This window comes from Burkholderia sp. 10_S31 (genome assembly GCF_056930375.1).
Map to the genome: position 1 here is coordinate 2,523,226 of NZ_JBXOWK010000001.1, position 23,373 is coordinate 2,546,598.

Below are 23,373 nucleotides of genomic sequence, written 5' to 3' on the forward strand. Positions count from 1 at the left end.
GCCGGTTCGGGAGATCAGATCAGCGATGCGACCTTGTTGATCAGCGACGTGAATATGCTCTGCAGGCCTGACGTGCCGCTGAGGTAGGTGCCAACTGCCGCAAGCGCGACCACGATGATGCCGGCCAGGACTGCGTATTCGAGCGAGCTGACACCACGTTCATCGCGCAGCAAGGACTTGACGTATTGCAGCATGACAACCTCCGTGTGACGGGGTCGGTGATCGACCGTTGAATGCAAAGACGCGGCGTTGTTGTTTCGGTGATGCGCACGGCGTTCGTCCATTCACGACTCATGCGGCAGCCCGGCATCGGGCCGTTCGCATTCCCCGGAATCCATTCGATCGCTGCAACGCGCGGCGTACGGCAACGGTATCTGCACTACATTCGCGCGTCTGCTGCGTAGCCGCATTGACACGATGCGGTTCACGCCAATTCGTCTAGGGTATAGACAATTTTTTTGACGATTTCAAATAATTTAGCGTCGGAGTGTATTTATGGGAGGCGCGCTTCAACAATGAAATACACGTAGATCGTTTACCGCTTTCTCGCGCCGCTGCACGAGGCCTGTCGAGACCATGCGTAAGAATGTTAATGCCGGGATGCATCATTGCTGATGGCGGACTGTTCAATGATTTTTATCGGTTTTTCCAAATGCGTGGCGATTCCAATCCGAAAATTCAAACGGTCATTCATGCGCGCTGATCGGCAATTTTTTCGCGCCTGCCGATTGGTCGAGGAAAATATTACGCATCCCGATTGAATAGCCTGATTCGCGTGGGTACCGCTCCCGGCAACGATCGATCCGCTGCAAAGCCAACGCGAATTACGCCCTCCTCGCTCCCCCAAAGCATCGCGATCTCCAACCGGCTCTCGCATGCCCCGCCAACCCGCGAAGCGGCGATAAGCATAGTTCAAATCGTTGCTTGTCCCGCGCCGGAGGCGTCCTCCAGAATGGTTCGACGCCCTTTGGCCCGACTTCCCTCCCTCACTTGCCCGACACTCGATGATCGACCGATTTCACTCTCCATTGCGCCTGCTGCGATCGCTGCTGATCGCGTCCCTCGTTGCGTTACCCGCTGCCGCCGCGCATGCCGGCGAGCCCGCCACCATCCGCATCGGCGTCGCCCAGCAGGGCGCCGGCGATCCGCCGACCTTCGGCGGATCGAGCGCGGCCACCGTGCAGCTCCAGCAGCTCGTCGAAAAGGAATTCGCGGCCGACGGCATCAAGGTGCAGTGGCTGTTCTTCAAGGGCGCGGGCCCGGCTGTCAACGAGGCGATCGCCGATAAGGCGCTCGACTTCGCGTACCAGGGCGACCTGCCGTCCGTGCTCGCGCGCGCGAACGGGATCAAGACGCGCCTGCTGCTCGCGGCCAGCGTGCGCTCGGGCGTCAAGATCGCGGTGCCGCCCGACTCCGGCATCCGCTCGATCACGGACCTGAAGGGCCGCCGCGTATCGATTTTCCGCGGCACCAACCTGCAGCTCGTCGCCGACAACGCGCTCGCGAAGAACAGCCTGAGCGAACGCGACCTGCGCGTGATCAACCTCGACTCCGCGAGTGCGCTCGCCGCGCTCGCGTCGAAGGGCATCGATGCCTCGGTCGGCGACTATCAGCTGTACAAGCTGCGCGACGCCGGCCTCGCGAAGATCATCTACGAATCGCAGAACGACGGCCCGCAGTTCACGCGCCAGACCCACCTGCTCGTGCTCGACGACTTCGAGCGCGCGCATCCGGACATCGTGCAGCGCGTCGTCAACGCGTTCGTGAAAGGTGCGCAATGGTCGTCCGACGAGGCGAACCGCGATGCGCTATTCAAGCTGTGGGCAAAAAGCGGCGTGCCGTATGCGTCATGGCAGGCCGACTATGCGAACCAGCGCCTGAAAGACCGCTTGTCGCCGCTGATCGACCCGTTCGTGATCGCGCGCTACAAGGCCGTCGCACAGGATGCGCTGAAGCTGAAACTGATCCGTCAGCCGGTCGAAGTCGACGGCTGGTTCGAGCCGAAGTATCTCGACAACGCGTTGCGCGCGCAGCACCTCGAACACTACTGGCCGCGTTACGACGCGGCCGGCAAGCCCCTCTCCTGACCCGGACCGCCCCCGATGAGCGATACCGCGCTTCCGCGTCCGTCATCCGACCCGCACGCGCTCGCCGCGCTGCCGCCCCGCGCGGCGAGCGCGAGACGCGTGGCGTGGCGGCTCGCGCCGTGGGCGCTGCCCGCGCTGCTGTTCGTGCTATGGACCGTCGGCAGCGCGCGCGGCTGGATCGCGCCGCAGATCCTGCCGCCGCCCGGACGGGTGGCCGACTCGCTCGCGGAGCTCGCGGCGAGCGGCGATCTCGTGCGCCACACGCTGATCAGCCTGCAGCGCGTGCTGGTCGGCTTCGCGGCCGGCACGCTGCTCGGTTTCGCGACCGGTGCGGCGCTCGGGCTGTCGCGCACGCTGGAAGCCTATGTGCTGCCGAGCTTCAACGCGCTCGTGCAGATTCCCGTGCTCGGCTGGCTGCCGTTCCTGCTGCTGCTCGTCGGCGTCGGCGAGCCGCTGAAGTACCTGCTGATCGCGCATGCCGCCCTCGTTCCCGTGACGATGAGCACGCTGCAGGGGTTCCGCCAGACGCCGCCCGCGCTCGACGAAGCCGCGCGCGTGTTCGGCTACACGCGCCGCCAGCGCATCGTCCACGTCGTGCTGCCGGCCGCGATCCCGACGCTCGCGACCGGCGTGCGGCTCGCGTTCACGAAATCGTGGCTCGCGCTCGTCGTCGTCGAACTCGTCGCGTCGTCGGAAGGGCTCGGCTACCTGATCGTGTACGGCCGCCAGCTGTTCCAGCTCGATCTCGTGATGGCGGCGGTGATCGTCGTCGGCGCGGTCGGCCTCGCGATCAACCGGCTGCTCGACGCGCTCGAGGCACGGCTGCGCCGCGGCGTGCCGTCCGCGTTCCGCGGCTGAACCCGATTCAAGGAGCCCTTCCGTGCCGCCTGCCTCCACGTCGACGCCAGACACCGCATCGCCTGCCATCGCGGCCGCCCGCCGCTTTCCCGTGCCCGACTGGCGCGGCTTCGTCCTGCCGCTCGCCGCGCTCGCGCTCTGGTGGGCCGTCTCGTCCGCGCATCTCGTCAAAAGCGGCTTGCTGGTCGGCCCCGCCGACGTGCTGCACACCGCGTGGACCCAGGCGGCCAGCGGTGCGCTGGCGCGCGCACTGTCCGCGTCGCTCGCACGCGAAGCATGCGGCTTCGCGATCGGCGCGACCGGCGGTCTGCTGCTCGGCGCCGCGCTCGGGCTGTCGCGCATCGCCGCGCGCGTCGTCGACCCGAGCTTCGACACGTTCAAGCAGATCTCGCTGTTCGCGTGGATTCCGCTGATTTCCGTATGGTTCGGCCTCGGCGACGTCGCCAAGGTCGTGTTCCTGTCGCTCGCCGCGCTACTGCCGGTCGCCGCGCATACGTGCGACGGCATCCATGCGGTGCCGCGCGCGTATGTCGACGTCGCCCGCGCGCTGCGTTATTCGCGGCTTCAGCTGGTGCGTTACGTGATCCTGCCCGCCGCATTGCCGTCGATCTTCACCGGGCTGTATCTCGGCCTCATCTACTCGTGGCTCGCGACGCTCGGCGCCGAATACCTGCTCGTCGCGGGCAGCGGGATCGGCAACACGCTGATCGACGGCAGCGAGCAGTTCCGGATGGACCTCGTGCTGTTCGGGATCATCGTCGTCGGCGTGACCGGCTGGGCGCTGAACGCGATCGCGCGCGCGATCGAACGCAAGGTGCTGGCCCGGCGCGGCGACCTGCGCCGCTGATCGCCCTCCTCTTTCCTGTTGCCGCCTTCTCTGCCATGACGACCCTCGCTTCCGATTCGCTCGATATCCTCCACGTGAGCAAGCGCTATGCGCAACGCGGCACATCGCTCGCCGTGCTCGACGACGTGTCGCTGCACGTGCGTGCCGGCGAGTTCGTCACGATCGTCGGCGCGAGCGGCTGCGGCAAGTCGACCTTGCTGCGGCTGATCGCCGGGCTCGATACCGACTACGCGGGCGAGATCCGCGCCGGGGACGAATGGGTGCGCGACACGTCACTGCAGCGCGGGATCGTGTTCCAGGATCACCGGCTATTCCCGTGGCTGACGGTCGCGCAGAACGTCGAAGCCGCGCTGCGCAACGCGCCGCTCGATGCGACTGCCAAGCGGCGCGCGGTGGCCGAGCACATCGCACTCGTCGGGTTGAACGGCTTCGAGCATGCGTACCCGAACCAGCTGTCGGGCGGGATGGCGCAGCGCGTCGCGATCGCGCGCGGGCTCGTGAACCGGCCGCGCGTGCTGCTGCTCGACGAACCGTTCGGTGCACTCGATGCACAGACCCGAGCGCGGATGCAGAACGAACTGCTGCGCATCTGGGAGCAGGAGCGCATCACGATGGTGCTCGTCACGCACGATGTCGACGAGGCCGTGTATCTCGGCGATCGCGTCGTCACGATGGCGCCGCGCCCGGGTCGCATCGAGCGTATCGTCGATGTCGCGCTGCCTCGGCCGCGCCGGCGCGACTCACCGGAATTCGCGCGGCTGCGCGACACGGTGCTCGCCGACTTCGACGATCGCGAACCGCCCGGAGGCAGCGGCAGCGACAGCGGCGGCGCGAAACACGTCGATGCGTCCGATGCGCACCGGATCGGCGCATGGCGGCTCGCGTGGTAACGCCATGACGCGGCCGACCCGATGCCGCTCGCGAATCGCTCAGCATGACGATACATATCGATCATCACGGCGCACGCTAAGGTTGTGACGATTCATCGGTTCCGGTTTCGCGCGCGCCCTGTTTGAATGGAGACTCGACCGACCCGACCCAGGAGACTCCCGATGTCCGACGTCCAGCACGCCGCCCACCCGTCATCGCATGCTTCGCACACCGCCGCGCCGCGCACGGCCGCCGTTCCGCTTCAGCTTCGCCAGGTCGCCGGCCGGATCGGCGCCGAGATCGCCGGTGTCCGGCTGTCGAGCACGCTCGACGACGCGACGTTCGACGCGATCCAGGCCGCGCTGCTGCGCCATAAGGTGCTGTTCTTCCGCAATCAGGGCCATCTCGACGACACCGCTCAGGAAGCATTCGCGCGTCGCTTCGGCCACACCGTCGCGCATCCGACCGTACCGTCCGTCGACGGCAGCGCGCACCTGCTCGAACTCGACTCCGCGCACGGCGCGCGCGCCAATTCGTGGCACACCGACGTGACGTTCGTCGACGCGTACCCGAAGGTGTCGATCCTGCGCGCAGTCGTGATTCCGCCGTTCGGCGGCGACACCGTGTGGGCCAACACGGCGGCCGCCTATTCGCATCTGCCGGAGCCGCTGCGTGCGCTCGCCGACACGCTGTGGGCAGTGCACACGAACGCCTACGACTACGCGTCGACGCACGTGCACGCCGACGACACGCAACTGAAGCGCTACCGCGAGGTGTTCACGTCGACCGTCTACGAAACCGAGCACCCGGTCGTGCGCGTGCATCCGGAGACCGGCGAGCGCACGCTCGTGCTCGGACACTTCGTGCAGAAGCTCAAGGGATTGTCGTCGCAGGATTCCGCGCATCTGCTGCAGGTATTCCACGAACACGTGACGCGCCTCGAGAACACCGTGCGCTGGAGCTGGCAGCAAGGCGACGTCGCGATCTGGGACAACCGCGCGACGCAGCACTATGCGATCAACGACTACGGCGATGCACGCCGCGTCGTGCGTCGCGCAACCGTCCACGGCGACGTGCCGGTCGGCATCGACGGCCGCCGCAGCGTCGTGCTGAAGGGGCCGGGCGCGACGCTGCAATGACGTTCGCCGCGCACGGTGGTAGCGTCAGCCGCCGCCGTGCGCGCCGCCACGCCTGCATTCCCGCATTCCCGACCGGAGGATCCGATCATGACCTTCCCGCTACCGGGTCAGCGCATTCATGCGCAACGATGTCGCCGCCCGTCCGTCTCGTTCACTTCCGCCAGGAGCGTCGCATGAGCGCACTACCCGAACCCGCCGCCCAGCCGGTCGACGTGATCCCGCTGTCCGCCCACATCGGCGCGGAGATTCGCGGCATCGACCTCACCCAACCGTTGACCACGCTGCAGATCGCCGCAATTCGCGCCGCGCTGCTGAAATGGCGCGTGATCTTCTTCCGCGAACAATTCCTCACGCACGAGCAGCACGTTGCGTTTTCCGCGCAGTTCGGCGAGCCGACCGTCGGCCACCCGGTGTTCGGCCACGTCGAAGGTCATCCGGCCGTCTATTCGATCGCGAAGCATCGCAAGGCGACGCGTTTCGAAGGCGAGCCGGTGCGCCGGCCGTGGACGGGCTGGCACACCGACGTGACCGCCGCCGTCAATCCGCCGTGGGCGTCGATCCTGCGCGGCGTGACGATCCCGCCGTACGGCGGCGACACGTACTGGACCAACCTCGTGCGTGCATACGAAACGCTGTCCGCGCCGCTGCGCCGCTTCGTCGACGGGTTGCGCGGCATCCATCGCTTCACGCCGCCGGCCGGTGCGCGCGCGACCGGCGCGTTCGACGAAGCTGTCGAGCGCCGCCCGCTCGTGACCGAGCATCCGCTGGTGCGCGTGCATCCGGAAACCGACGAACGTGCGCTGTACGTGAGCCCGAGTTTCCTGAAGTCGATCGTCGGGCTGACGCCGCGCGAGAGCCAGGCCCTGCTCGAACTGCTGTGGGAACACGTGACGCGGCCGGAATTCACGATCCGCTTCAAGTGGGAACCGCGCAGCATCGCGTTCTGGGACAACCGCACGACCGCGCATCTCGCGCCGGTCGACATCTTCGACCTCGACTTCGATCGCCAGCTCTACCGGACGACGCTCGTCGGCGACGTGCCGGTCGGCCCCGACGGCCGGGCATCCGTCGCGCTCGAAGGCTCGTCGGTCGAGGCAGCGGGCGCAGTCGCACTGAACTGACCATCGCTTCGATAGCCGGCGCGCCCGCACGCGCCGGCTGCCCTGCTTCAATCCAGCCACACGCCGTCGAACCGGTGTCCGCCGAGCGGCGAGAACGTCAGCCCGTGCACACGCTTCGAGACCGGCAGCGACACGATAGACGTCGCGATCGGCGTGAACGGCACCTGATCCTTGAACACGACCTGCGCCTGCTCGTAAAGCGACGTGCGTTTCGCGACGTCCGCGTTCGAGCGCGCCGCGCTGACGAGCCGCTCGAAATCCGCGTTGCACCACTTCGCGAGATTGCTGCCGTGCACTGCATCGCAGCCGAGCAGCGTGCCGAGCCAGTTGTCGGGGTCGCCGTTGTCTCCGGACCAGCCGTACAGGATCGCGTCGTGCTGCCCGTCGCGTTTCGCGCGGCGATTGTATTCGCCCCACTCGTAGCTGACGATCTTCGCGCGCACGCCGATCTTCGCCCAGTCCTGCTGGATCAGTTGCGCCATCAGCTGCGCGTTCGGGTTGTACGGTCGCTGCACCGGCATCGCCCACAGCGTCAGGTCGAAGCCGTTCGGGAACCCCGCTTGCGCGAGCAACGCCTTCGCGGCGGCCGGATCGCGCGGGGCGTCTTTCAGGCGGGGGTTGTACGACCATTGCGCGGGCGGCATCGGGTTCGTCGCAATCGTCGCATCGCCGTTGAACACGGTCTTGACGATCGCCGTCTTGTCGACCGCGATGTCGAGCGCGCGCCGCACGTCGACGCGATCGAGCGGCGGATGCTGCGTGTTGTACGCGACGAAGCCGACGTTGAAGCCCGTCCCCGAAAACAGCGTCAGCTTCGAATCGCGCCGCACGGTCTCGAGATCGGCCGGCCGCGGGAACACCGACACCTGGCACTCGCCAGCCGTGAGCTTCTGCAGGCGCGCGGCCGGATCGGGCGTGATCGCGAACACGAGATGCGCGAGCTTCACGTCGTCCGGTTTCCAGTAATCGGAGTTCGCGTCGTAGCGGATCACCGCGTCCTTCTGGTACGCACGCAGCTGGAACGGCCCGGTGCCGACCGGGAACTGGTTGATGTCGGCCTCGCGATGGCGTGCCGCCAGCTGCGACGCATATTCTGCCGACAGGACCGACGCGAACGCCATCGCGAGATTGCGCACGAACACGACGTCGGGCGATTTCAGAACGAAGCGCACGGTATCGTCGTCGATTTTTTCGATGCGCTCGATATTGCGGTCGAAACCGAGATCGCTGAAATACGGGAAGCTGACCGGGTAGGCCTTGCGGAACGGATCGTCGGGATCGAGCATCCGGCGAAACGTGAACATGACGTCGTCCGCCTGGAACGGACGCGTCGGCTTGAACCACGCGGTCGTCTGGAACTTCACGCCGCGCCGCAAGTGGAACGTGTAGACGCGCTGGTCGGACGACACGTCCCAGCTCGTCGCGAGCGACGGTACGAGATCGAGCGTGCCGCGCTTGAACTGCACGAGCCCGTTGTAGATCGTGTACGTGCTCGCGTCGAAATCGGTGCTGGTCGTGTGCTGGCCCGGATCGAAGCCGGCCGGGCTACCCTCGCTGCAGTACACGAGCGTCTTGCCGGCCGGTACCGCGAATGCGTGCGTGAGCGCGCCGGCGAATAGCAGCGACGCGGCCATGCCGCGCAACGCCACGACGGCAACGGACGTGCGCCGCGCGCGATGCGCGGCGGATGAGGAGAATGGAATCTTCATGGTGGTGGTCGAGGAAGGACTGTCATGCAAATGACGACTGCCGATCTTCGCGCGCCACCCGCCGATCGCTTACCAATTAGTTCCGCGTTGCTTATCGCGGCGGATACATCTCGCTGCCACTGCATCGAAATGTTCATGCGAGCGCCGCGGACATGCCGGCGAACACCGCAGCGGCGGCCCACCCTGCGTCGCACATCGACACCCTTCGTCCGGCACCGCGCGCCGCCTTCCGGCCCCCTGCAGGTTCTCGGGAATTGGCGCATCGTATCGGTTGGCCGACGCCAGCACCGGCGCGCGGGGATCCGCCCGGCGCGCGTTCCGGCACGGCGCGCCAGCCCGCGCGCCGCCCCTTCCTGGAGGACCCACGATGTCGATCAGCCCTGATACGCCCTCTCGCCCCGTAAAGTCGCCGGGCCCCGATCATCCGATCACGATCGAACCGCATCCGTCGCGCGTCGTGGTCAAGGTGGCCGGCAAGACCGTCGCCGACACGCGCCACGCGCTGGCGCTGCGCGAAGCCAGCTATCCGGCCGTGCTCTACATTCCGCGCGAAGACGCCGACATGTCGCTGCTGCAACGCACCGACCATGCGACGTACTGCCCGTACAAGGGCGATTGCGCGTACTACTCGATCCCCGCCGGCGGCGAACGCTCGATCAACGCGGTGTGGACGTACGAGCATCCGTACCCGGCCGTCGAATCGATCCGCGCGCATCTCGCGTTCTATCCGGACCGCGTCGACTCGATCGAGGAAAGCCCGCTCGGCACCGATTGAGCGCATCGGCGCCCTGCCGGCCTGTCGTTCGCGTATCGTCCGGGCGCTGATTTGCATATGCGGATTCATTGGTTGGCCGCCGGCCCGCGCGGCCGTATCGTCGTGAATCCGGCGCGGGCCGGCCGGTCGCGCGCCTCGCCCGCATCCGGCCGTGTCCTGCGCCGATCGCGCCGCAAGCGCGACCCGTGAACCCGCCAGCAGGACGCCTCGATGAACGACACACCGCACGCAGACCTTGAAACGACCCCGGCAAACCCGCGCCGCCGCCATTGGCTGCACGGCGCGGCCGCCGGGCTGGCCGGGCTCGCGCTCGGCCCGCTCGCGGGCCTGCCCGCACGGGCCCAGGGCGGCGACAAGCGGCTGCGCATCGGCTTCCAGAAGTACGGAAACTTCGTCGTGCTCAAGGCGCGCGGCACGCTCGAGAAGCGGCTCGCAAGCCAGGGCGTGGCGGTGCAATGGCTCGAGTTCCCGGCCGGCCCGCAATTGCTCGAAGGGCTGAACGCCGGCGCGATCGACGTCGGCACGGTCGGCGAGACACCGCCGATCTTCGCGCAGGCCGCAGGCGTCGATTTCGTCTATATCGGCAACGAACCGCCCGCACCGCACGGCGAGGCGATCGTCGTGCTGCCCGATTCACCGATCCGCACCGTCGCGCAGTTGCGCGGCAAGAAGGTCGTGCTCAACAAGGGCTCGAACGTCCACTACCTGCTCGTGAAGGCGCTCGAACATGCGGGCCTCACGTATGCCGACATCCAGCCGATCTACCTGACGCCCGCCGACGCGCGCGCCGCATTCGTGCAGCGCAGCGTCGATGCGTGGGTGATCTGGGATCCGTATCTGGCCGCCGCCGAACGGCAGCTCGGCGCGCGCGTGGTCGCGAACGGCGACGGACTCGTGCGCAACACGCAGTACTACCTCGCCGCGCGCAAGTATGCGGCCGCGCAGCCGCAGGTGCTGCGCACGCTGCTCGAGGAAGTCGACGCGGTCGATCGCTGGGGACGCGACCACATTCCGGAAGTCGCCGCGCAACTGTCGCCGCTCGTCGGCCTCGACGCGCCGACGCTCGAAGTCGCGCTCAAGCGGACCGGCTACGGCGTGCAGCCCGTTACCGATGCGACGCTCGCCTACCAGCAGAACATCGCCGACGCGTTCAGCACGCTGAAGCTGATTCCCGGCAAGGTGACGGTCGCCAACGCGCGCTGACGCACCGCTGCCGCGACGCGTTACGGCTCACGCGTCGCGCCGATCCGCCGCCATTCGTCGTAATCGGTGACGAGGCCCGCGCCGTCGATAGCGATGTCGGCCGCATACGTGCCGCTCTCGTAGCGGTACACGCGCTGCGCGGTGCGCGCATAGCGCTGCTCGCCACGCACGATCTCGAACTCCGGAAAACGCAGCCATGCGGTATGGATGACGACCGACGCGCCGACTTCAAGTCCGAGACGCCGGATCGGCAGCGTATTGGTCGACGGGCTGAAGCCGAGATCGATGTCGGTCGCACCCGCGAGTGCCGGCGCGTCGGCGCCGCCGACCGTCCAGCGCCCCGCTTCACATTCGATCTCGAACTGCCTGGGCGGCGCCGCGCCGAGCCAGTGCGTCACGCGCGCCGAGCGCGTCAGCCAGTCGGCGCCGCACACGATCGCATAGTCGACGCGAAACGGCGTGCCGTCGATCGCGCCCGCGACCGCTCCCGACAGATCGATGCCCGCGCGCGTCTCGACGAGCCTGCACCATTCGGCCGCCTGCCAGGTCTGCGTGATCTGCCATGCGACGCATCGCGTATGCGCCGCTTCGTCCGGTTGCGCCATGTCGCCGTCTCCTGTCGATCGGGTGAGTCACGCGCGCCGCATCACCACGCGTGCCGATAGATCGCGAGCGCGTCGGCTTCCGTCACTTCGCGCGGATTGTTCACGAGCAGGCGCGTCTGCAACATCGCATCCGACGCCATCCTCGGCAGGTCGCCCTCGCCGATGCCGACCTCGCGCAGCATGCGCGGAATGCCCGTCGCGACGATCAGGCGATCGATCTCGTCGATCAACGCCTGCGTCCTCGCTTCGTCGCTGCCCGTCGCCGACGGCGCGACGATCGCCGCGAGCTCCGCATACAGCGGCGCGGCGGCCGGTGCGTTGAAGCGCAACACGTGCGGCAGCACGAGCGCGTTCGACAACCCGTGCGGCACGTGGAAGATGCCGCCGACCGGATAGGCCAGCGCATGCACGGCCGCGACCGGCGCGTTCGCGAACGCCTGGCCCGCGAACATCGCGCCGACCAGCATCGCTTCGCGCGCATGGCGATCGCGGCCGTCGTCGCAGGCCTTCAGCAGGTTGCGCGACAGCAGCGTCAACGCCCGCGCGGCCAGCAGGTCGGACACCGGGTTCTTCAGCCGCGACGACGTATAGGCCTCGATCGCATGCACCATCGCGTCGATGCCCGTCGCGGCCGTTGCCGCGCGCGGCAGCCCGAGCGTCAGCTCCGCGTCGAGGATCGCGACGTCCGCGAACAGGTGCGGCGACACGACGCCCATCTTGCGCGCCTCGCCGACCGTGACGATCGACACGGCCGTCACTTCGGAGCCGGTGCCGGCCGTGGTCGGCATCTGCACGAGCGGCAGCCGCGACGTGGCGACCTTGTCGACACCGTACATGTCGGCCAGCGCCTGCCGCCCCGGCGCGAGCACCGCGATCAGCTTCGCGACGTCCATCGACGAACCGCCGCCGAGGCCGAGCACGATCTCGGCGTCGGCCGCCACCGCCCGCGCGGTCGCTTCGAGCACCACGTGCTCGGGCGGATCGGCTATCACGTCGTCGATCACGGTCACCTGCCAGCCGTGCGCGGCCAGGCTCTCGAGCGCAGGCGCGAGCACGCCGCTGCGATGCAGGAACGCGTCGGTGACGACGCACAGCCGCACGAGCGCCGGAAAGCGTTCGCGCAACAGCGCGCCGAGCCGGCGCGCGGCGCCGAATTCGACGATTTGCGTCGGAACGGTACGGAACTGAAACGGGTTCATCGAGTGCCTCCCGGTGGCGTCGCCGTGCCGGTGTCCGGCTGCACCATGTAGCGCGTCACGTCGCGGCGATCGAGCAACGGAATGATCGCGCCGACACCGATCCGCTGGAAATGCGGCGTTTCCCGATGCACGTCGAGGCCGTCGGCATCGCGGTAACGCTCGAGGATCACGATGTGATCCGGGTCGACCGGCGACCGGAAATACGCGTAGTCGAGGTTTTTCGGCTCGGCGCGCGTGGCCGGCGCGAGTTCCGCGAGCAGTTCAATCACGCGCTCGCCGTTGCCGGGTTTCGCGAAGTAATGCGCGATGACCTGCAGGTAAGGTTCATTCATGCTGCGCTCCGTATTCGCCGGTGACCCGCCGACGGGTCGTCATTCCACAATGCGCGGTCGCTCATCGATACCGCGCATCGAACATGGCGGCCGGCTGCCCGACACGGCGCCGACGCCTCGACGTCGCATTGTATTGAATCGGCGCAATCGGCGCAGCGTGTGCAGCGCACCGTCGCGCGCCCCGCGGCTCCGGCCGCTACCACGGCACCGTGCGCCCCTGGTAGTCGAGGTATTCGAGCCCCGCGCGCCGCTGCTTCCCGATCAGCACGTTCACGAGACTCGGCACGCTTTCGTCGATCGTCAGCCGCGCATCGGGCCCGCCGAGCTCCGTGCGGACCCAGCCCGGCGCCATCAGCACCATCGCGCGCGGCGTGCCGGCCTGGCGCGCCGCGAAACTGCGCATGAACTGGTTCAGCGCGGCCTTGCTGCCGCGGTAGACCTCGCGCATGCCGCTGACGTTGTTCGCGACACTGCCCTGCCCCGACGACATCTCGCCGATCAGGCCGTCCGCGGTCACGAGATCCTGCAACGCATCGATCACGCGCATCGGCGCCAGCGCATTCGTGATCATCACGCGCACGAACTCGTCGGTCGTGACTTCGCCGATCGTTTCGTTCGGATCGTTGGTCGTGCCGGCATTCACGAACAGCATGTCGAAGCACCGGCCCGCCAGGCGTGCGCGCAACGCGGCCAGTTGCGCCGGCTCGCAGATGTCGAGCGTGTCGATCTCGAGCCGCCCGTCGAAGCGCTCGGCGAGCGCGTGCAGCTTCGTGCGCCCCGATCCGGCGCGCACGGTGCCGGTGACATGCCAGCCCTTGTTCAGGAATTGCTCCGCCATCGCGAGCCCGAGGCCGCGCGAGGCCGCGACGAGCAGGATCGAGGGCGTCCTGGCGTTCGATACAGTCGATTGCATGGGTTCCACCTTTGCCGAAGTCCGTCATCCAGCCACTATAGGTGCGCACCATCCAGTGCACCAGACGCACCGAATTCAATCGATAGTTGCATCAAACGCCATGCCATGCGGCGCGATGTCGTATGCTGTCCGGATGGAAGACATCGACCTGAACCTCGTCACCGCGCTCGACGTGCTGCTGACCGAAGGGAGCGTGACCGGGGCTGCGCGCCGGCTCGGACTGAGCACCTCCGCGATGAGCCGCACGCTCACGCGGCTGCGCACCGCGACCGGCGATCAACTGCTCGTGCGTGCCGGGCGCAAGCTCGTGCCGACGCCGCACGCGACGGCATTGCGCGATCGCGTGCATGCCATCGCGTGCGACGCGCGCGCCGTGCTTCGGCCGGCAACGGCCGAGATCGACATGACGACACGCTCGTCCACGTTCACCCTCCGCGCGGCGGCGTCGTTCATGGACATGCTCGCCGGCCCGGTGGTCGCCGCGATCGGCGACATCGCACCCGGCGTACGCGTGCGTTTCGTCCCCAAGCCCGACCGCGATCCGGGGCCGCTGCGCGACGGCACGGTCGACCTGGAAATCGGCAAGCGCGGCGACGACGCCCCCGAGCTGCACACGCGCGAGCTCTTTCACGACGGGCACGTCGCGGTGGCGCGCGCCGGGCATCCGCTGTTCGCGGCGGCCAGGATCACGCCCGCGCGCTACGCCGCCTGCCGTCAGGTGATCGCATCGCAGCTCGGCGATTTCGGCGGGCCGGCGGACGATCCGGCCGGCATGCTCGCCCCCGCTCATGCCGTGCAGGTCGTGGTGCCCGGCTATCCCGATGCGATGCGCGTCGCGGCCGGCACCGACCTGATTGCGCTCGTGCCGCGCTCGAGCCTCGGCAACGCATTCACGCCGGGGCTCGTGGACGCACTGGGGCTGCGCAGCTTCGCGATACCGGTCCGGCTGCCCGAGATCCTGATCTCCGCACTGTGGCATCCGCGCATGCATGGGGACGCCGTGCATCGGCGTCTGCGCGATGTCGTCATCGACGTGTGCAGGCGCGCGTATCCGACAGCCCGCGCACCGCGCCGCGCGCGCTGACGAACCGCTACGGCGCCGCGCGTTCGACGGCACGGATCCGGCACCGCTTTCCCGAATCCCGACTATTGCAGCGCACCCGGGCGGCGCCGGTGGGCCCTTCGGCTAAAATGCCGCACTTTCCACCTTGTCCGGCCCGCTCGCCATGCAATCCGCTTCCCCCGCCCGATCTGCCGCCCACGGCGCCGCCGACGCAGATTCGTCGCACGACCTCGTCTATGGCCCCAATGACCGGCCCGCGCCGATGGTCGCGTTCGTCGCCGCGCTGCAGCATCTGCTGGCGATCATCGTGCCGATCGTCACGCCCGGGCTGCTGATCTGCCAGGCGCTCGGCGTATCGAGCCGGGATACGACCCTTATCGTATCGATGTCGCTCGTGATTTCGGGCATTGCCACGTTCGTGCAGTGCAAGCGCTTCGGCCCGCTCGGCGCCGGCCTGCTGATCGTGCAGGGCACCAGCTTCAACTTCGTCGGCCCGCTGATCGCCGGCGGCAGCGTGATGGTCAAGCAAGGCACGCCGGTCGAGACCGTGATGGCCGCGATCTTCGGCGTCGTGATCGCCGGCTCGTTCGTCGAGATGGGCGTGTCGCGCATCCTGCCGTTCGTGAAGCGCCTGATCACGCCGCTCGTCACCGGCATCGTCGTGCTGCTGATCGGCCTCACGCTGATCAAGGTCGGCCTCATCAGCATGGGCGGCGGCTACGGCGCGATGGCCAACGGCACGTTCGCGAGCGCCCAGAACCTGACGCTGTCGTGCCTCGTGCTCGGCACGATCATCCTGCTGAACCGCGTGCCGATCGTGTGGGTGCGCAGCACCGCGCTCGTGATCGCCCTCGTGATCGGCTATGCCGCGGCCGCGGTGCTCGGCCGCCTCGACTTCACCGGCGTGCACCAGGCCGCGCTGTTCCAGGTCCCGACGCCGCTGCACTTCGGCATCGGCTTCTCGTGGTCGCTGTTCGTGCCGATGCTGATCATCTACCTCGTCACGTCGCTCGAAGCGATCGGCGACGTCACCGCCACCAGCAAGATCTCGAAGGAGCCGGTCGAAGGGCCGGTGTGGATGCAGCGAATCAAGGGCGGCGTGCTCGTGAACGGCGCGAACTCGCTGCTGGCCGGCGTGTTCAACACGTTCCCGAGCTCCGTGTTCGCACAGAACAACGGCGTGATCCAGATCACCGGCGTCGCGAGCCGCTACGTCGGCATCTGGATCGCGGGCATGCTCGTGGTGCTCGGCCTGTTCCCGGTCGTCGCCGGCGCGCTGCAGGCCGTGCCGGAGCCCGTGCTCGGCGGTGCGGCGATGGTGATGTTCGGCGCGGTGGCCGCATCGGGCATCAACATCCTGTCCGGCATCCCGCTCGATCGCCGCGCGCTGCTGATCATCGCGGTGTCGCTCGCGCTCGGTCTCGGCGTGTCGCAAGTGCCGGACATTCTGAACAGCCTGCCGCATGCGCTGAAGAACGTGCTGGAATCGGGTGTCGCGACGGGCGGCATCTGCGCGCTCGTGATGAACTGGTTCCTGCCGGAACAGAAGTAACGCCACGGATTCCATGACGACGCGGCCCCACGGACGGGCCGCGTCGCTACGGACGATACTGACTTGGCCAGACACCCGCCGCTCGGTAGAATCGTTTTCATGCCACAAGCACCCGCCTCCACGAGCGTCCCGCAAACCGGCGCCGTTCCAATCAAGGAACGGGCGACCGTCGTCTGCTACCGCGAAGAACGGGTCTTGCTCGTGGCGCGCGCATCGTCGCGCTGGGCACTGCCCGGCGGCACGATCAAGCGCGGCGAAACGCCGCTCGAGGCCGCACATCGGGAACTGCAGGAAGAGACCGGCATGACCGGCCAGACGCTCGTCTACTCGATGCAGTTCACCGGGCTCGCGAAGGTGCATCACGTGTTCTTCGCCGCAGTCGGTCCGGACCAGGCGCCGCAACCCAACAACGAGATCGAGAAGTGCAAGTGGTTTCGCATCGACAGCGTCGATGAACTGCGCGTGAGCATCCCGACGAAGCGCATCGTCGAACTCGTCTACCGGCACGAACTCCGCAAGTAGGTAGACGCCCCACCCCCACCGGCTCGCACGAGCCGATATCATGCGCCCACGGTCCGTCGTCGCGTTCCCTTCCGAGCGAGCTGCAGATGAACAGTGCGTACACCTACCGCGGATACACCATCGACGTCCGCTGCGAATTCCGGCTCGATCTGCCGCGCAACCCCGCGCCGCCGCCCGACGCGCTGCGGTTCGGGTTCGTCGCGATCGTGCAGGTGCGCGCGGCCGGCAATGCGCGGCGTCTGCTCGCACCGGTCCGCCTCGCGGGCGATGGCGGCCGCCTGTTCGACGACACCCTCGATGCGTTGCGCGCGGGCCGGGCGGCCGGCGAAATCATCGTCGACGATCTGTTGGTCGATGCGAGTCCGGCCAAAGGGCGAGCGCATCCCTGAGCCATCCATCGGCCCAGGACGGTTTTTTTGCGGATCGACTGCGCGCCGGCACTCAGTGCAGGCGCTTTCTTCGCAGTTCGTGCGTGGAATAGACGACGAGGAAGATTCCCAGCATCGCGACGCCGGATGCCATGAAGTCGTTCGCGGTTCCCGCGCTGTTCAGCGCCTTCGGGAAGATCCCGAGACTCAGTCCTGCGGCAGCCAGGAGCACGCCTGCCGCCACACCCCACACCGGTCCGGTAGTTTTTTCGATTGTGTTTTTCATACAGCACCCGTCTGCAGTCATTGCCTGAACGGTGTCGGCGCATGCCGCCGCGTCTCTCGTTCGTTCTTCGACTATAGCGGGGAAATAACCGGCGCGAATTCGGGGCTTTTACCAATCAAGTTTTGGATTCCACGGTGTTTGAACCGGACTATTTCCTGCGTCAAGGCCAATACCCACTACCCCGCCGCATGAATGCCTTTCTGCAATCGCGATGTCGTTCGGACGGTCGTCCGCCGAGCGGCAGAACCAGGCGCAACTCGCCATTGTGATTCCTTGCCTGTCATCTTCAGGATCCCGGGGAGGCGGAACGTTGTTCGGATTTCGTGAAACAACGCTCCGCGCAGTCGCGAATCCCCCCGGATCAACGCAGACCGCGACTGCCTGGCAGCTGTCAGCTTTGCGCGGGCGGCAACAGCTTCTGGTCGATCATCGACTGGAGCGCAGCTTGAAACGCGTCGCGTGTGTCGACCGCCGCGTTGAAGCCGGCCTTTCTGAGCTTGATCGTGCTCACGAAGGCGACAGGCCCCGCTGGCGCACCGTACGCAAACGCGAAATCGGCATGCTGATCGCCCGGTGCGACGAATGACCGCAAATCAGCACTCTTCAGCCCGTACTTCCTGACGATATCCTGCCAAACATCGGCGTTCTGCCGGATGTACGCGGCCAGACTCGCAGGTGCGTCCGCTCCCACGGTAACGCCCAGGGTCTTTGCCATCGCCGGCCAAACGCTTCGCCACTCGAACACGTCGCCATTGGTGACGTTGAAGGTCTCGTCGACAGCCGCCTTCGCCTCTGCCGACCACACCATGACTTCGCCGACCAGGTCCGCATCCGCCATCTCCCAGACAAACGAAGGACCACCGGGGAAGCTGAACGGCTCCCCTTTTTCTCGGCGAATCGCAGCGTAGACACCGATGGCCGGAAGGACATTGAGGGCGCCGGGTGTTTTGCCCGTCACCAACTGAGGACGAAGGACGGTATAGGCAAATCCATGGCGAGCCCCGGCTTCGCGTAGGTAGTCCTCCTGATCGAAAAAGAAGTTTGCGTGGCTATCGCGCGGATCGCTTTCGCGTGCCGGAATCGCGATCGGATGGAGATGCACGCCGTAGGCTTTCGTCCCCTGCAGGATCGACACGTGCTTGAGCGGCGCCTTTGCCGCTATCAACGACTCGACGACGTTGCGCAACATCGCGTTGTTGGTCTTGATCTGTTCGGCGTTGGACCAGCCTCCGACCAGGTCGTCTGCGCTTTCCGAGAGGGCGGCATAAGCGACATGCGTGACATTGCCGAGGTGCGCCATGGCTTCGCGAACGGAAGACGCATCGCGCAGATCCGCCGCAACGAAATCGAAGCTTCGGCCGCTGGGCAACTCCGGCTTGCGCCTCGAAGTGCCTGCGACGTCCCAGCCGGCGTCAAGAAAAGCTTCGATCGCCGCTACGCCGATAAGGCCGCTTGCGCCGACAACCAGAACCTGGTTTTTCATAATACGTACCTTTCTCCGTATGAGGGGTAATGACTGCACTCTGCACGCGAGGATCGCGCGCCAACTTGAAATTCCCGGCCATCTGCGGGCCGGGTGCGAGCGAGATCTCGGCACGTAGCTCGCGCCCTTCCGGTACAGGACAGGCGGGTGCGACGCAGCCGAGCAATACCGATTGAATGTGCCGAAACAGCACGGACGCTATTGGGAAATCAGTCTTGCGGGACTAATGCAGTTACGCGGTGAATGCCACGCTGCACCGCTTCCAGCGTGATGGGTACTCGCACACTGTTGGGCGTTGAAAATACAAAAACTCTCGGCATCAGTTTTCCTTGCTATCCGGTGGAAAAGAAGTGCTCCGTCTGATGCTCCATTTGGCCTATTCCGCCGCGATTGTGGTAGGCAGGAATCGGTGATATCGTTCATTCCAAAGAGGAATAGCAATGAACCGATTCGCGGCTATGGAAGCCTTTGTGCGCGTCGTCGACACGGGATCGTTTTCGGCGGCGGCACGGCAACTTGGAATTGGCCAACCGGCTGTGTCCAAGGCTGTCGCGCAGTTGGAGGTGCGGCTCGGCGTGCGTCTTCTGCTCAGATCGACGCATGGTCTTGCCCCGACGGAATCGGGGCAAAATTTTTACGAGCATGCAAAGCGGGCACTTGAGGAGGCGGAAGAGGCGGACCTGGCCGCTCGCGGTGCAAGTGCGACGCTATCGGGCAGATTGAGGATATGTGCCGCCGTGACGTTCGCCCGCCTTCACGTCGTGCCGCATCTGCCGGCCTTTCTCGACCAACATCCTTCGCTGGATCTTCATGTGGTCCTGGACGACCGCAACGTGGATCTCATCGAGGCCGGCATCGACATCGCGTTACGCATGGGCGATCTCCCGGACTCAACCCTGACCGCCCGCAAACTGGGACGCGGGCGTCGGGTGCTCCTGGCCACCCCATCCTACTTTGCACACGCTGGACAACCGCAAACACCGGACGATCTCGCCACGCACCGGGCCGTGATTTACGATCAGCGTGGCGGCGGCGCGACGTGGGTTTTCAAGCGTGGCGCAGAAGAAAAGTTGATCATCGCAAGAGGACGCGTCCACATGACAGCGGCCGAAGGGGTGCGGGAAGCGGTGTTCGCCGACCTGGGCATCACTGTTGCGTCGGAATGGATGTTCGCCCCGGAACTTCGCTCCGGGAAGGTCGTGGAAGCACTTGCGGACTGGGCATTGCCCGATATCGATCTTTGGGCCGTGTTTCCGACAGGCCGCCAAGCAAGTATGAAGGCGCGTGCCTTCGCAAACTTCATAGAGACCCGGCTGTTCGGCAAGGCGGTGATTGAGTAACCGATCTGCTCTATATGGCCAGCTCCGCCGGACACGAAAAGAGCGGCGGACCGGGAGGCATCCGGAATTCTGTGCGTGAGGCGGTTCAGGACTCAGACCTCGACGTTGAATCGCTCCCGGTAAAGCAGCGCGAACCGAGTCATCGCACTTTCCTCGATGACAACTTGCCGCGCGGGAACAATTCAGCGCCCTGTCGTCGCCGCCAATTTTGAGAACCACCCCGTCACATGATCCGCCGGCATCGAGCACCAGCATAATGCCGGGTTGATCGGGGCTCCCACGTCCAACAACGGAGCTCAGGCAGAAGGCGCGATGGTAGCCGTGGATTTTGGCAGTGCGCTTCTCTGCGACGGGGAAGATCGGGTCCCGGATTAGCGATCCATAAGCAAAAATCCAGACGTTACTCCGGTCGACTCCCGCATTCAGCCCCCATCCCCCGATGAACTGTTGTCGCGTCGCTTCTGATCGTCTCGACAGCAAACGAGATGGCAACAACTCGCTCAACGCCCCGGCAGGAATCGAAGACGCCCTCTGGGCCACCAAGCCTCGCATACGAGCGGCCGTCTCAAGTCGAATTGCGTGCCTCGGTGATACGTATGTCCCCGCTCTACGCCTCGACTTGCAGCTCAAGGCATGACCACAGTTTGCTCATCCGCATCAAAACGGCATCCCGACTTTCAATGCGTCACACCATTCGGAAAGCGAACGGGTTAACCATGATCGCTCATCGAAAAACGCCGTGCTAACTTCCACGATCATGTGACTTGATCGTTTGACAATATTGATTTCGTAAGCACACCACTTCACCGGAAACCTCAGCGAATGGCTCCAGGTCTGCCGCTTCCGGAAACTTGCCACGGATCACCGAGAGGTCGCGACAACCGCGGGAAGAACGCCGCGGTCCATCGACTGGCGTGAAAGGAATCTACGGCACAACGCCACGCCATACATAGTCACTTGATCAAGTCAAACATTCAATTTAACGTCTGACACCACCCGAATCAGCAAGCGACGCCGCTTCTGATTTATCCGTCCACGCAACTTCGAGGCAAACATGAACGCAAATATTCAGAACATTCAGGACACTCTCCCCACCGTCCCCAAGCAGACCAGCGCACAAGAGATCGTGTCGCTGATGAATCAATACGGCGGAGTCCGCATCAAGGACTATCTGACCCAGGAGCAAGTCGCGAACATCAATCGCGAGGTCGATGGTCCGCTCGAGCGGCTCCGCGAGGGGTCGTCGCACGAAAACGAACTGATCAAGGAGTTCCACGGCACCTATACCAAGCGCCTGACGAACATGGTCACGCACAGCAGGACTTTTGGGGACGTGCTGGACGACGAACTCTTTCACGAACTCGGCGAGGTGCTCTACCGTGAAGAGTCCGGCGATTGGTGGCTTTCGACCGCACAGGTCATCGACATCGGCCCGGGCAACACAGCGCAAATGCTGCATCGCGATGTCGGCAATTTTCCGCCCCTGTGCGCGCTCGGAATCAACGGGCCTACGGTGTTTACCAACCTCATGATTGCGCTGACGCGCTTCACCGCGGAAAACGGTGCCACCCGAATTATCCCGGGGAGCCAAAACTGGGACGAGGACTACTTCGACAGCAAGGGTACGCCCGAGATGACCATTGCTGCCGAGATGGACGCCGGCGACGCTTTGCTGTTCAGCGGAAAAGTGATCCACGGTGGCGGCGCGAATGTAACGAAGAGCGAGCGCCGGCGCGGGCTCACGATTCCGATGCAACCGTCCTACCTGACTCCGGAGGAAGCGTATCCCTTCATCGTCGACATGGACATCGTGCGACGCCTGTCACACCGCGTTCAGCGAATCATCGGCTTCCGCTCGCAATACCCCGCTGGCACGCCGGGCCTGTGGCAAGTCGACTACGACGATATCGCAACGCACCTCGGCCTTTAAGCCAGGAACAGAGGCCTGCCTCGATCCGGGATGCGGCAATGGCCTCCCGGATCCAGTCATGCACATTCGAAGGCCACGGCAGTATCACCACCAGCGAGACAACCCTTGAAGATTGACCTGACGAATCGCATTGCGATCGTGACCGGCGCGGGCGCTGGTCTCGGGCGCGAGCATGCGCGGCTGCTTGCCCGGCTGAGGGCAAAGGTCGTGGTCAACGATCTGGGCAGCGACGTAAACGGCAGAGGCGGCTCCGCCACAGCCGCCCAGCGACTCGTCGACGAGATCGTCGCTGCCGGCGGCAAAGCGGTCGCGAGCAGCGCATCGGTTACCGATTCCGAACAGGTCGCCTCCATGAATGCGCAGGAGCAATCCGATGCATGAAGCGTTCGAGGTGATGGCAGGCAAAACCCGCTTCGATCTGAACAGCTACACGGCTGACGGGCAGCGCCATGCAAGCGCCCCACTTGTTCTGTCCCGCCTATCTGCCCTCGTCAGCAAGGCGCCGGGCGTATCCGATTGGCCCTCCATTGATCGGCCTTCGATCAATGCATTTGCCGACTTCACGAGCGACTGCCAATCGAATGCGGGCATTGCACGCCGTTCCGGGGATGTTCCCCAAATCTCGATTTTCGAATGCACCTCATCCAATACAGGAGCGTGATCATGGTGAAGCGTTTATTTGTCGTACTCTCGCTTATCGCCGGGATACTTTTTGTTTTAAGCCCGGGATTCATGGTTCTGTACCACATCGAGCATTACGACTCGACCCAATAGGGTTCGCGTGGAAAGTTCGAAAATGCCGGCGTAGCCTTGCGGGCGGATCGTGTCGAACACGACCCGCGCGGCGCATTGCCCGTGCTTCGGTCGACGGCTTTCTGTCCTGAACCGGCCCGACAGTTCGTTGGCCCGCGTGCCCATGACGCGGGCTCGCGCGCGTCGGATACTTCTGCCCGCGTGGTTGAGTCTGCCGCAACCCTGAGCACACCGTGCTTCCGAACACACCCGTACGCCACACGATCTCGCGCGGCGAAACCTTCTGGCGGAAGTGCGCCACCCAATCCCGGCCCACATCCTCACCTTGATCGCGCCTCCTCCACCATCGCCGCGACAGTCCGAACATGACTTTGGTCGACTGCTGTGCAGGGCTAGTGGAAAACGCCAATTTCCGTCG

Annotated in this window: 23 protein-coding genes and 2 pseudogenes; 16 read left to right on the forward strand and 9 right to left on the reverse strand. The window is 65.7% G+C overall.

Annotated elements, in window-relative coordinates; all coding sequences use genetic code 11:
• Window positions 1–14 precede the first annotated feature (14 nt).
• Window positions 15–194 (reverse strand): Flp family type IVb pilin, encoded by a 180-nt coding sequence (locus AC1Z3W_RS11300; RefSeq protein ID WP_057923850.1) that lies wholly within the window; start codon window positions 192–194, stop codon window positions 15–17.
• Between the two features lie 810 nt (window positions 195–1,004).
• Between AC1Z3W_RS11300 and AC1Z3W_RS11305 the strand changes: the two genes are divergently transcribed.
• The 6 genes from AC1Z3W_RS11305 (at window position 1,005) to AC1Z3W_RS11330 (ending at window position 6,922) form a co-directional block, all read left to right on the forward strand.
• Complete coding sequence (locus AC1Z3W_RS11305; protein WP_057923851.1) at window positions 1,005–2,087, forward strand: ABC transporter substrate-binding protein; 1,083 nt, start codon at window positions 1,005–1,007, stop codon at window positions 2,085–2,087.
• Between the two features lie 15 nt (window positions 2,088–2,102).
• Window positions 2,103–2,945 carry an ABC transporter permease gene (locus tag AC1Z3W_RS11310; RefSeq protein ID WP_057923852.1) on the forward strand — a complete coding sequence of 281 codons (843 nt, stop codon included), beginning with the start codon at window positions 2,103–2,105 and terminating at the stop codon, window positions 2,943–2,945.
• 22 nt (window positions 2,946–2,967) lie between these two features.
• The gene (locus tag AC1Z3W_RS11315) at window positions 2,968–3,792 is read left to right on the forward strand and encodes an ABC transporter permease (RefSeq protein WP_483507600.1); all 825 of its coding nucleotides are present in this window, start codon (window positions 2,968–2,970) and stop codon (window positions 3,790–3,792) included.
• Window positions 3,793–3,827: 35 nt separating this feature from the next.
• Window positions 3,828–4,682, forward strand: a complete 855-nt coding sequence (locus tag AC1Z3W_RS11320; RefSeq protein ID WP_483507601.1) for an ABC transporter ATP-binding protein — start codon at window positions 3,828–3,830, stop codon at window positions 4,680–4,682.
• 162 nt (window positions 4,683–4,844) lie between these two features.
• Window positions 4,845–5,801: a TauD/TfdA dioxygenase family protein gene (locus AC1Z3W_RS11325; RefSeq protein WP_057923855.1), complete on the forward strand. Its 957-nt coding sequence runs from the start codon at window positions 4,845–4,847 to the stop codon at window positions 5,799–5,801.
• A gap of 173 nt (window positions 5,802–5,974) precedes the next feature.
• Complete coding sequence (locus AC1Z3W_RS11330) at window positions 5,975–6,922, forward strand: TauD/TfdA dioxygenase family protein (protein WP_124832778.1); 948 nt, start codon at window positions 5,975–5,977, stop codon at window positions 6,920–6,922.
• A 47-nt stretch (window positions 6,923–6,969) separates the two neighbouring features.
• Here AC1Z3W_RS11330 and AC1Z3W_RS11335 read toward each other — a convergent pair whose 3' ends face one another.
• Window positions 6,970–8,631 carry an ABC transporter substrate-binding protein gene (locus AC1Z3W_RS11335; protein WP_124832779.1) on the reverse strand — a complete coding sequence of 554 codons (1,662 nt, stop codon included), beginning with the start codon at window positions 8,629–8,631 and terminating at the stop codon, window positions 6,970–6,972.
• Window positions 8,632–8,998: 367 nt separating this feature from the next.
• Here AC1Z3W_RS11335 and AC1Z3W_RS11340 point away from each other — a divergent pair, with 367 nt between their 5' ends.
• Together AC1Z3W_RS11340 and AC1Z3W_RS11345 are read left to right on the forward strand one after the other, a co-directional pair.
• Window positions 8,999–9,406: a DUF427 domain-containing protein gene (locus tag AC1Z3W_RS11340; protein WP_057923858.1), complete on the forward strand. Its 408-nt coding sequence runs from the start codon at window positions 8,999–9,001 to the stop codon at window positions 9,404–9,406.
• 210 nt (window positions 9,407–9,616) lie between these two features.
• A complete protein-coding gene (locus AC1Z3W_RS11345) occupies window positions 9,617–10,609 on the forward strand; it encodes a sulfonate ABC transporter substrate-binding protein (RefSeq protein ID WP_483507602.1) in 993 nt (330 codons plus the stop codon).
• A 20-nt stretch (window positions 10,610–10,629) separates the two neighbouring features.
• Here AC1Z3W_RS11345 and AC1Z3W_RS11350 read toward each other — a convergent pair whose 3' ends face one another.
• From AC1Z3W_RS11350 to AC1Z3W_RS11365, 4 genes are all read right to left on the reverse strand, one after another.
• The gene (locus AC1Z3W_RS11350; protein ID WP_483507603.1) at window positions 10,630–11,214 is read right to left on the reverse strand and encodes a putative glycolipid-binding domain-containing protein; all 585 of its coding nucleotides are present in this window, start codon (window positions 11,212–11,214) and stop codon (window positions 10,630–10,632) included.
• Window positions 11,215–11,255: 41 nt separating this feature from the next.
• Window positions 11,256–12,413, reverse strand: a complete 1,158-nt coding sequence (locus AC1Z3W_RS11355) for an iron-containing alcohol dehydrogenase (RefSeq protein ID WP_483507604.1) — start codon at window positions 12,411–12,413, stop codon at window positions 11,256–11,258.
• Window positions 12,410–12,745 carry a putative quinol monooxygenase gene (locus AC1Z3W_RS11360; protein WP_057923862.1) on the reverse strand — a complete coding sequence of 112 codons (336 nt, stop codon included), beginning with the start codon at window positions 12,743–12,745 and terminating at the stop codon, window positions 12,410–12,412. Before AC1Z3W_RS11360 ends, AC1Z3W_RS11355 begins: the two co-directional genes overlap by 4 nt.
• A gap of 196 nt (window positions 12,746–12,941) precedes the next feature.
• Window positions 12,942–13,658, reverse strand: a complete 717-nt coding sequence (locus AC1Z3W_RS11365; RefSeq protein ID WP_483507605.1) for an SDR family oxidoreductase — start codon at window positions 13,656–13,658, stop codon at window positions 12,942–12,944.
• Between the two features lie 133 nt (window positions 13,659–13,791).
• On the opposite strand from AC1Z3W_RS11365, the gene AC1Z3W_RS11370 reads away from it, so the two are divergent.
• The 4 genes from AC1Z3W_RS11370 (at window position 13,792) to AC1Z3W_RS11385 (ending at window position 17,184) form a co-directional block, all read left to right on the forward strand.
• Complete coding sequence (locus AC1Z3W_RS11370) at window positions 13,792–14,742, forward strand: LysR family transcriptional regulator (RefSeq protein WP_124832886.1); 951 nt, start codon at window positions 13,792–13,794, stop codon at window positions 14,740–14,742.
• Window positions 14,743–14,884: 142 nt separating this feature from the next.
• Entirely contained in the window at window positions 14,885–16,273 is a 1,389-nt protein-coding gene (locus tag AC1Z3W_RS11375; protein ID WP_175825330.1) for a uracil-xanthine permease family protein, read from the forward strand.
• Between the two features lie 99 nt (window positions 16,274–16,372).
• Window positions 16,373–16,795, forward strand: a complete 423-nt coding sequence (locus AC1Z3W_RS11380) for an NUDIX hydrolase (RefSeq protein WP_483507606.1) — start codon at window positions 16,373–16,375, stop codon at window positions 16,793–16,795.
• A gap of 86 nt (window positions 16,796–16,881) precedes the next feature.
• Window positions 16,882–17,184 carry a hypothetical protein gene (locus AC1Z3W_RS11385; protein ID WP_057923866.1) on the forward strand — a complete coding sequence of 101 codons (303 nt, stop codon included), beginning with the start codon at window positions 16,882–16,884 and terminating at the stop codon, window positions 17,182–17,184.
• Window positions 17,185–17,236: 52 nt separating this feature from the next.
• On the opposite strand, the gene AC1Z3W_RS11390 is transcribed toward AC1Z3W_RS11385, so the two are convergent.
• Window positions 17,237–17,449 (reverse strand): hypothetical protein, encoded by a 213-nt coding sequence (locus AC1Z3W_RS11390; protein ID WP_124832784.1) that lies wholly within the window; start codon window positions 17,447–17,449, stop codon window positions 17,237–17,239.
• Between the two features lie 391 nt (window positions 17,450–17,840).
• Window positions 17,841–18,932: an SDR family oxidoreductase gene (locus AC1Z3W_RS11395; RefSeq protein ID WP_483507607.1), complete on the reverse strand. Its 1,092-nt coding sequence runs from the start codon at window positions 18,930–18,932 to the stop codon at window positions 17,841–17,843.
• Window positions 18,933–19,372: 440 nt separating this feature from the next.
• On the opposite strand from AC1Z3W_RS11395, the gene AC1Z3W_RS11400 reads away from it, so the two are divergent.
• A complete protein-coding gene (locus tag AC1Z3W_RS11400) occupies window positions 19,373–20,272 on the forward strand; it encodes a LysR family transcriptional regulator (RefSeq protein WP_483507608.1) in 900 nt (299 codons plus the stop codon).
• A 207-nt stretch (window positions 20,273–20,479) separates the two neighbouring features.
• Here AC1Z3W_RS11400 and AC1Z3W_RS11405 read toward each other — a convergent pair.
• A pseudogene (locus AC1Z3W_RS11405) lies at window positions 20,480–20,824 on the reverse strand (gamma-glutamylcyclotransferase); the annotation flags it as partial.
• A 502-nt stretch (window positions 20,825–21,326) separates the two neighbouring features.
• On the opposite strand from AC1Z3W_RS11405, the gene AC1Z3W_RS11410 reads away from it, so the two are divergent.
• From AC1Z3W_RS11410 to AC1Z3W_RS11420, 3 genes and pseudogenes are all read left to right on the forward strand, one after another.
• Complete coding sequence (locus tag AC1Z3W_RS11410; protein ID WP_124832787.1) at window positions 21,327–22,202, forward strand: phytanoyl-CoA dioxygenase family protein; 876 nt, start codon at window positions 21,327–21,329, stop codon at window positions 22,200–22,202.
• A gap of 105 nt (window positions 22,203–22,307) precedes the next feature.
• Window positions 22,308–22,565, forward strand: a pseudogene (locus tag AC1Z3W_RS11415) (SDR family NAD(P)-dependent oxidoreductase); the annotation flags it as partial.
• Window positions 22,566–22,575: 10 nt separating this feature from the next.
• A complete protein-coding gene (locus tag AC1Z3W_RS11420; RefSeq protein ID WP_124832788.1) occupies window positions 22,576–22,863 on the forward strand; it encodes a hotdog family protein in 288 nt (95 codons plus the stop codon).
• Window positions 22,864–23,373: the final 510 nt, after the last annotated feature.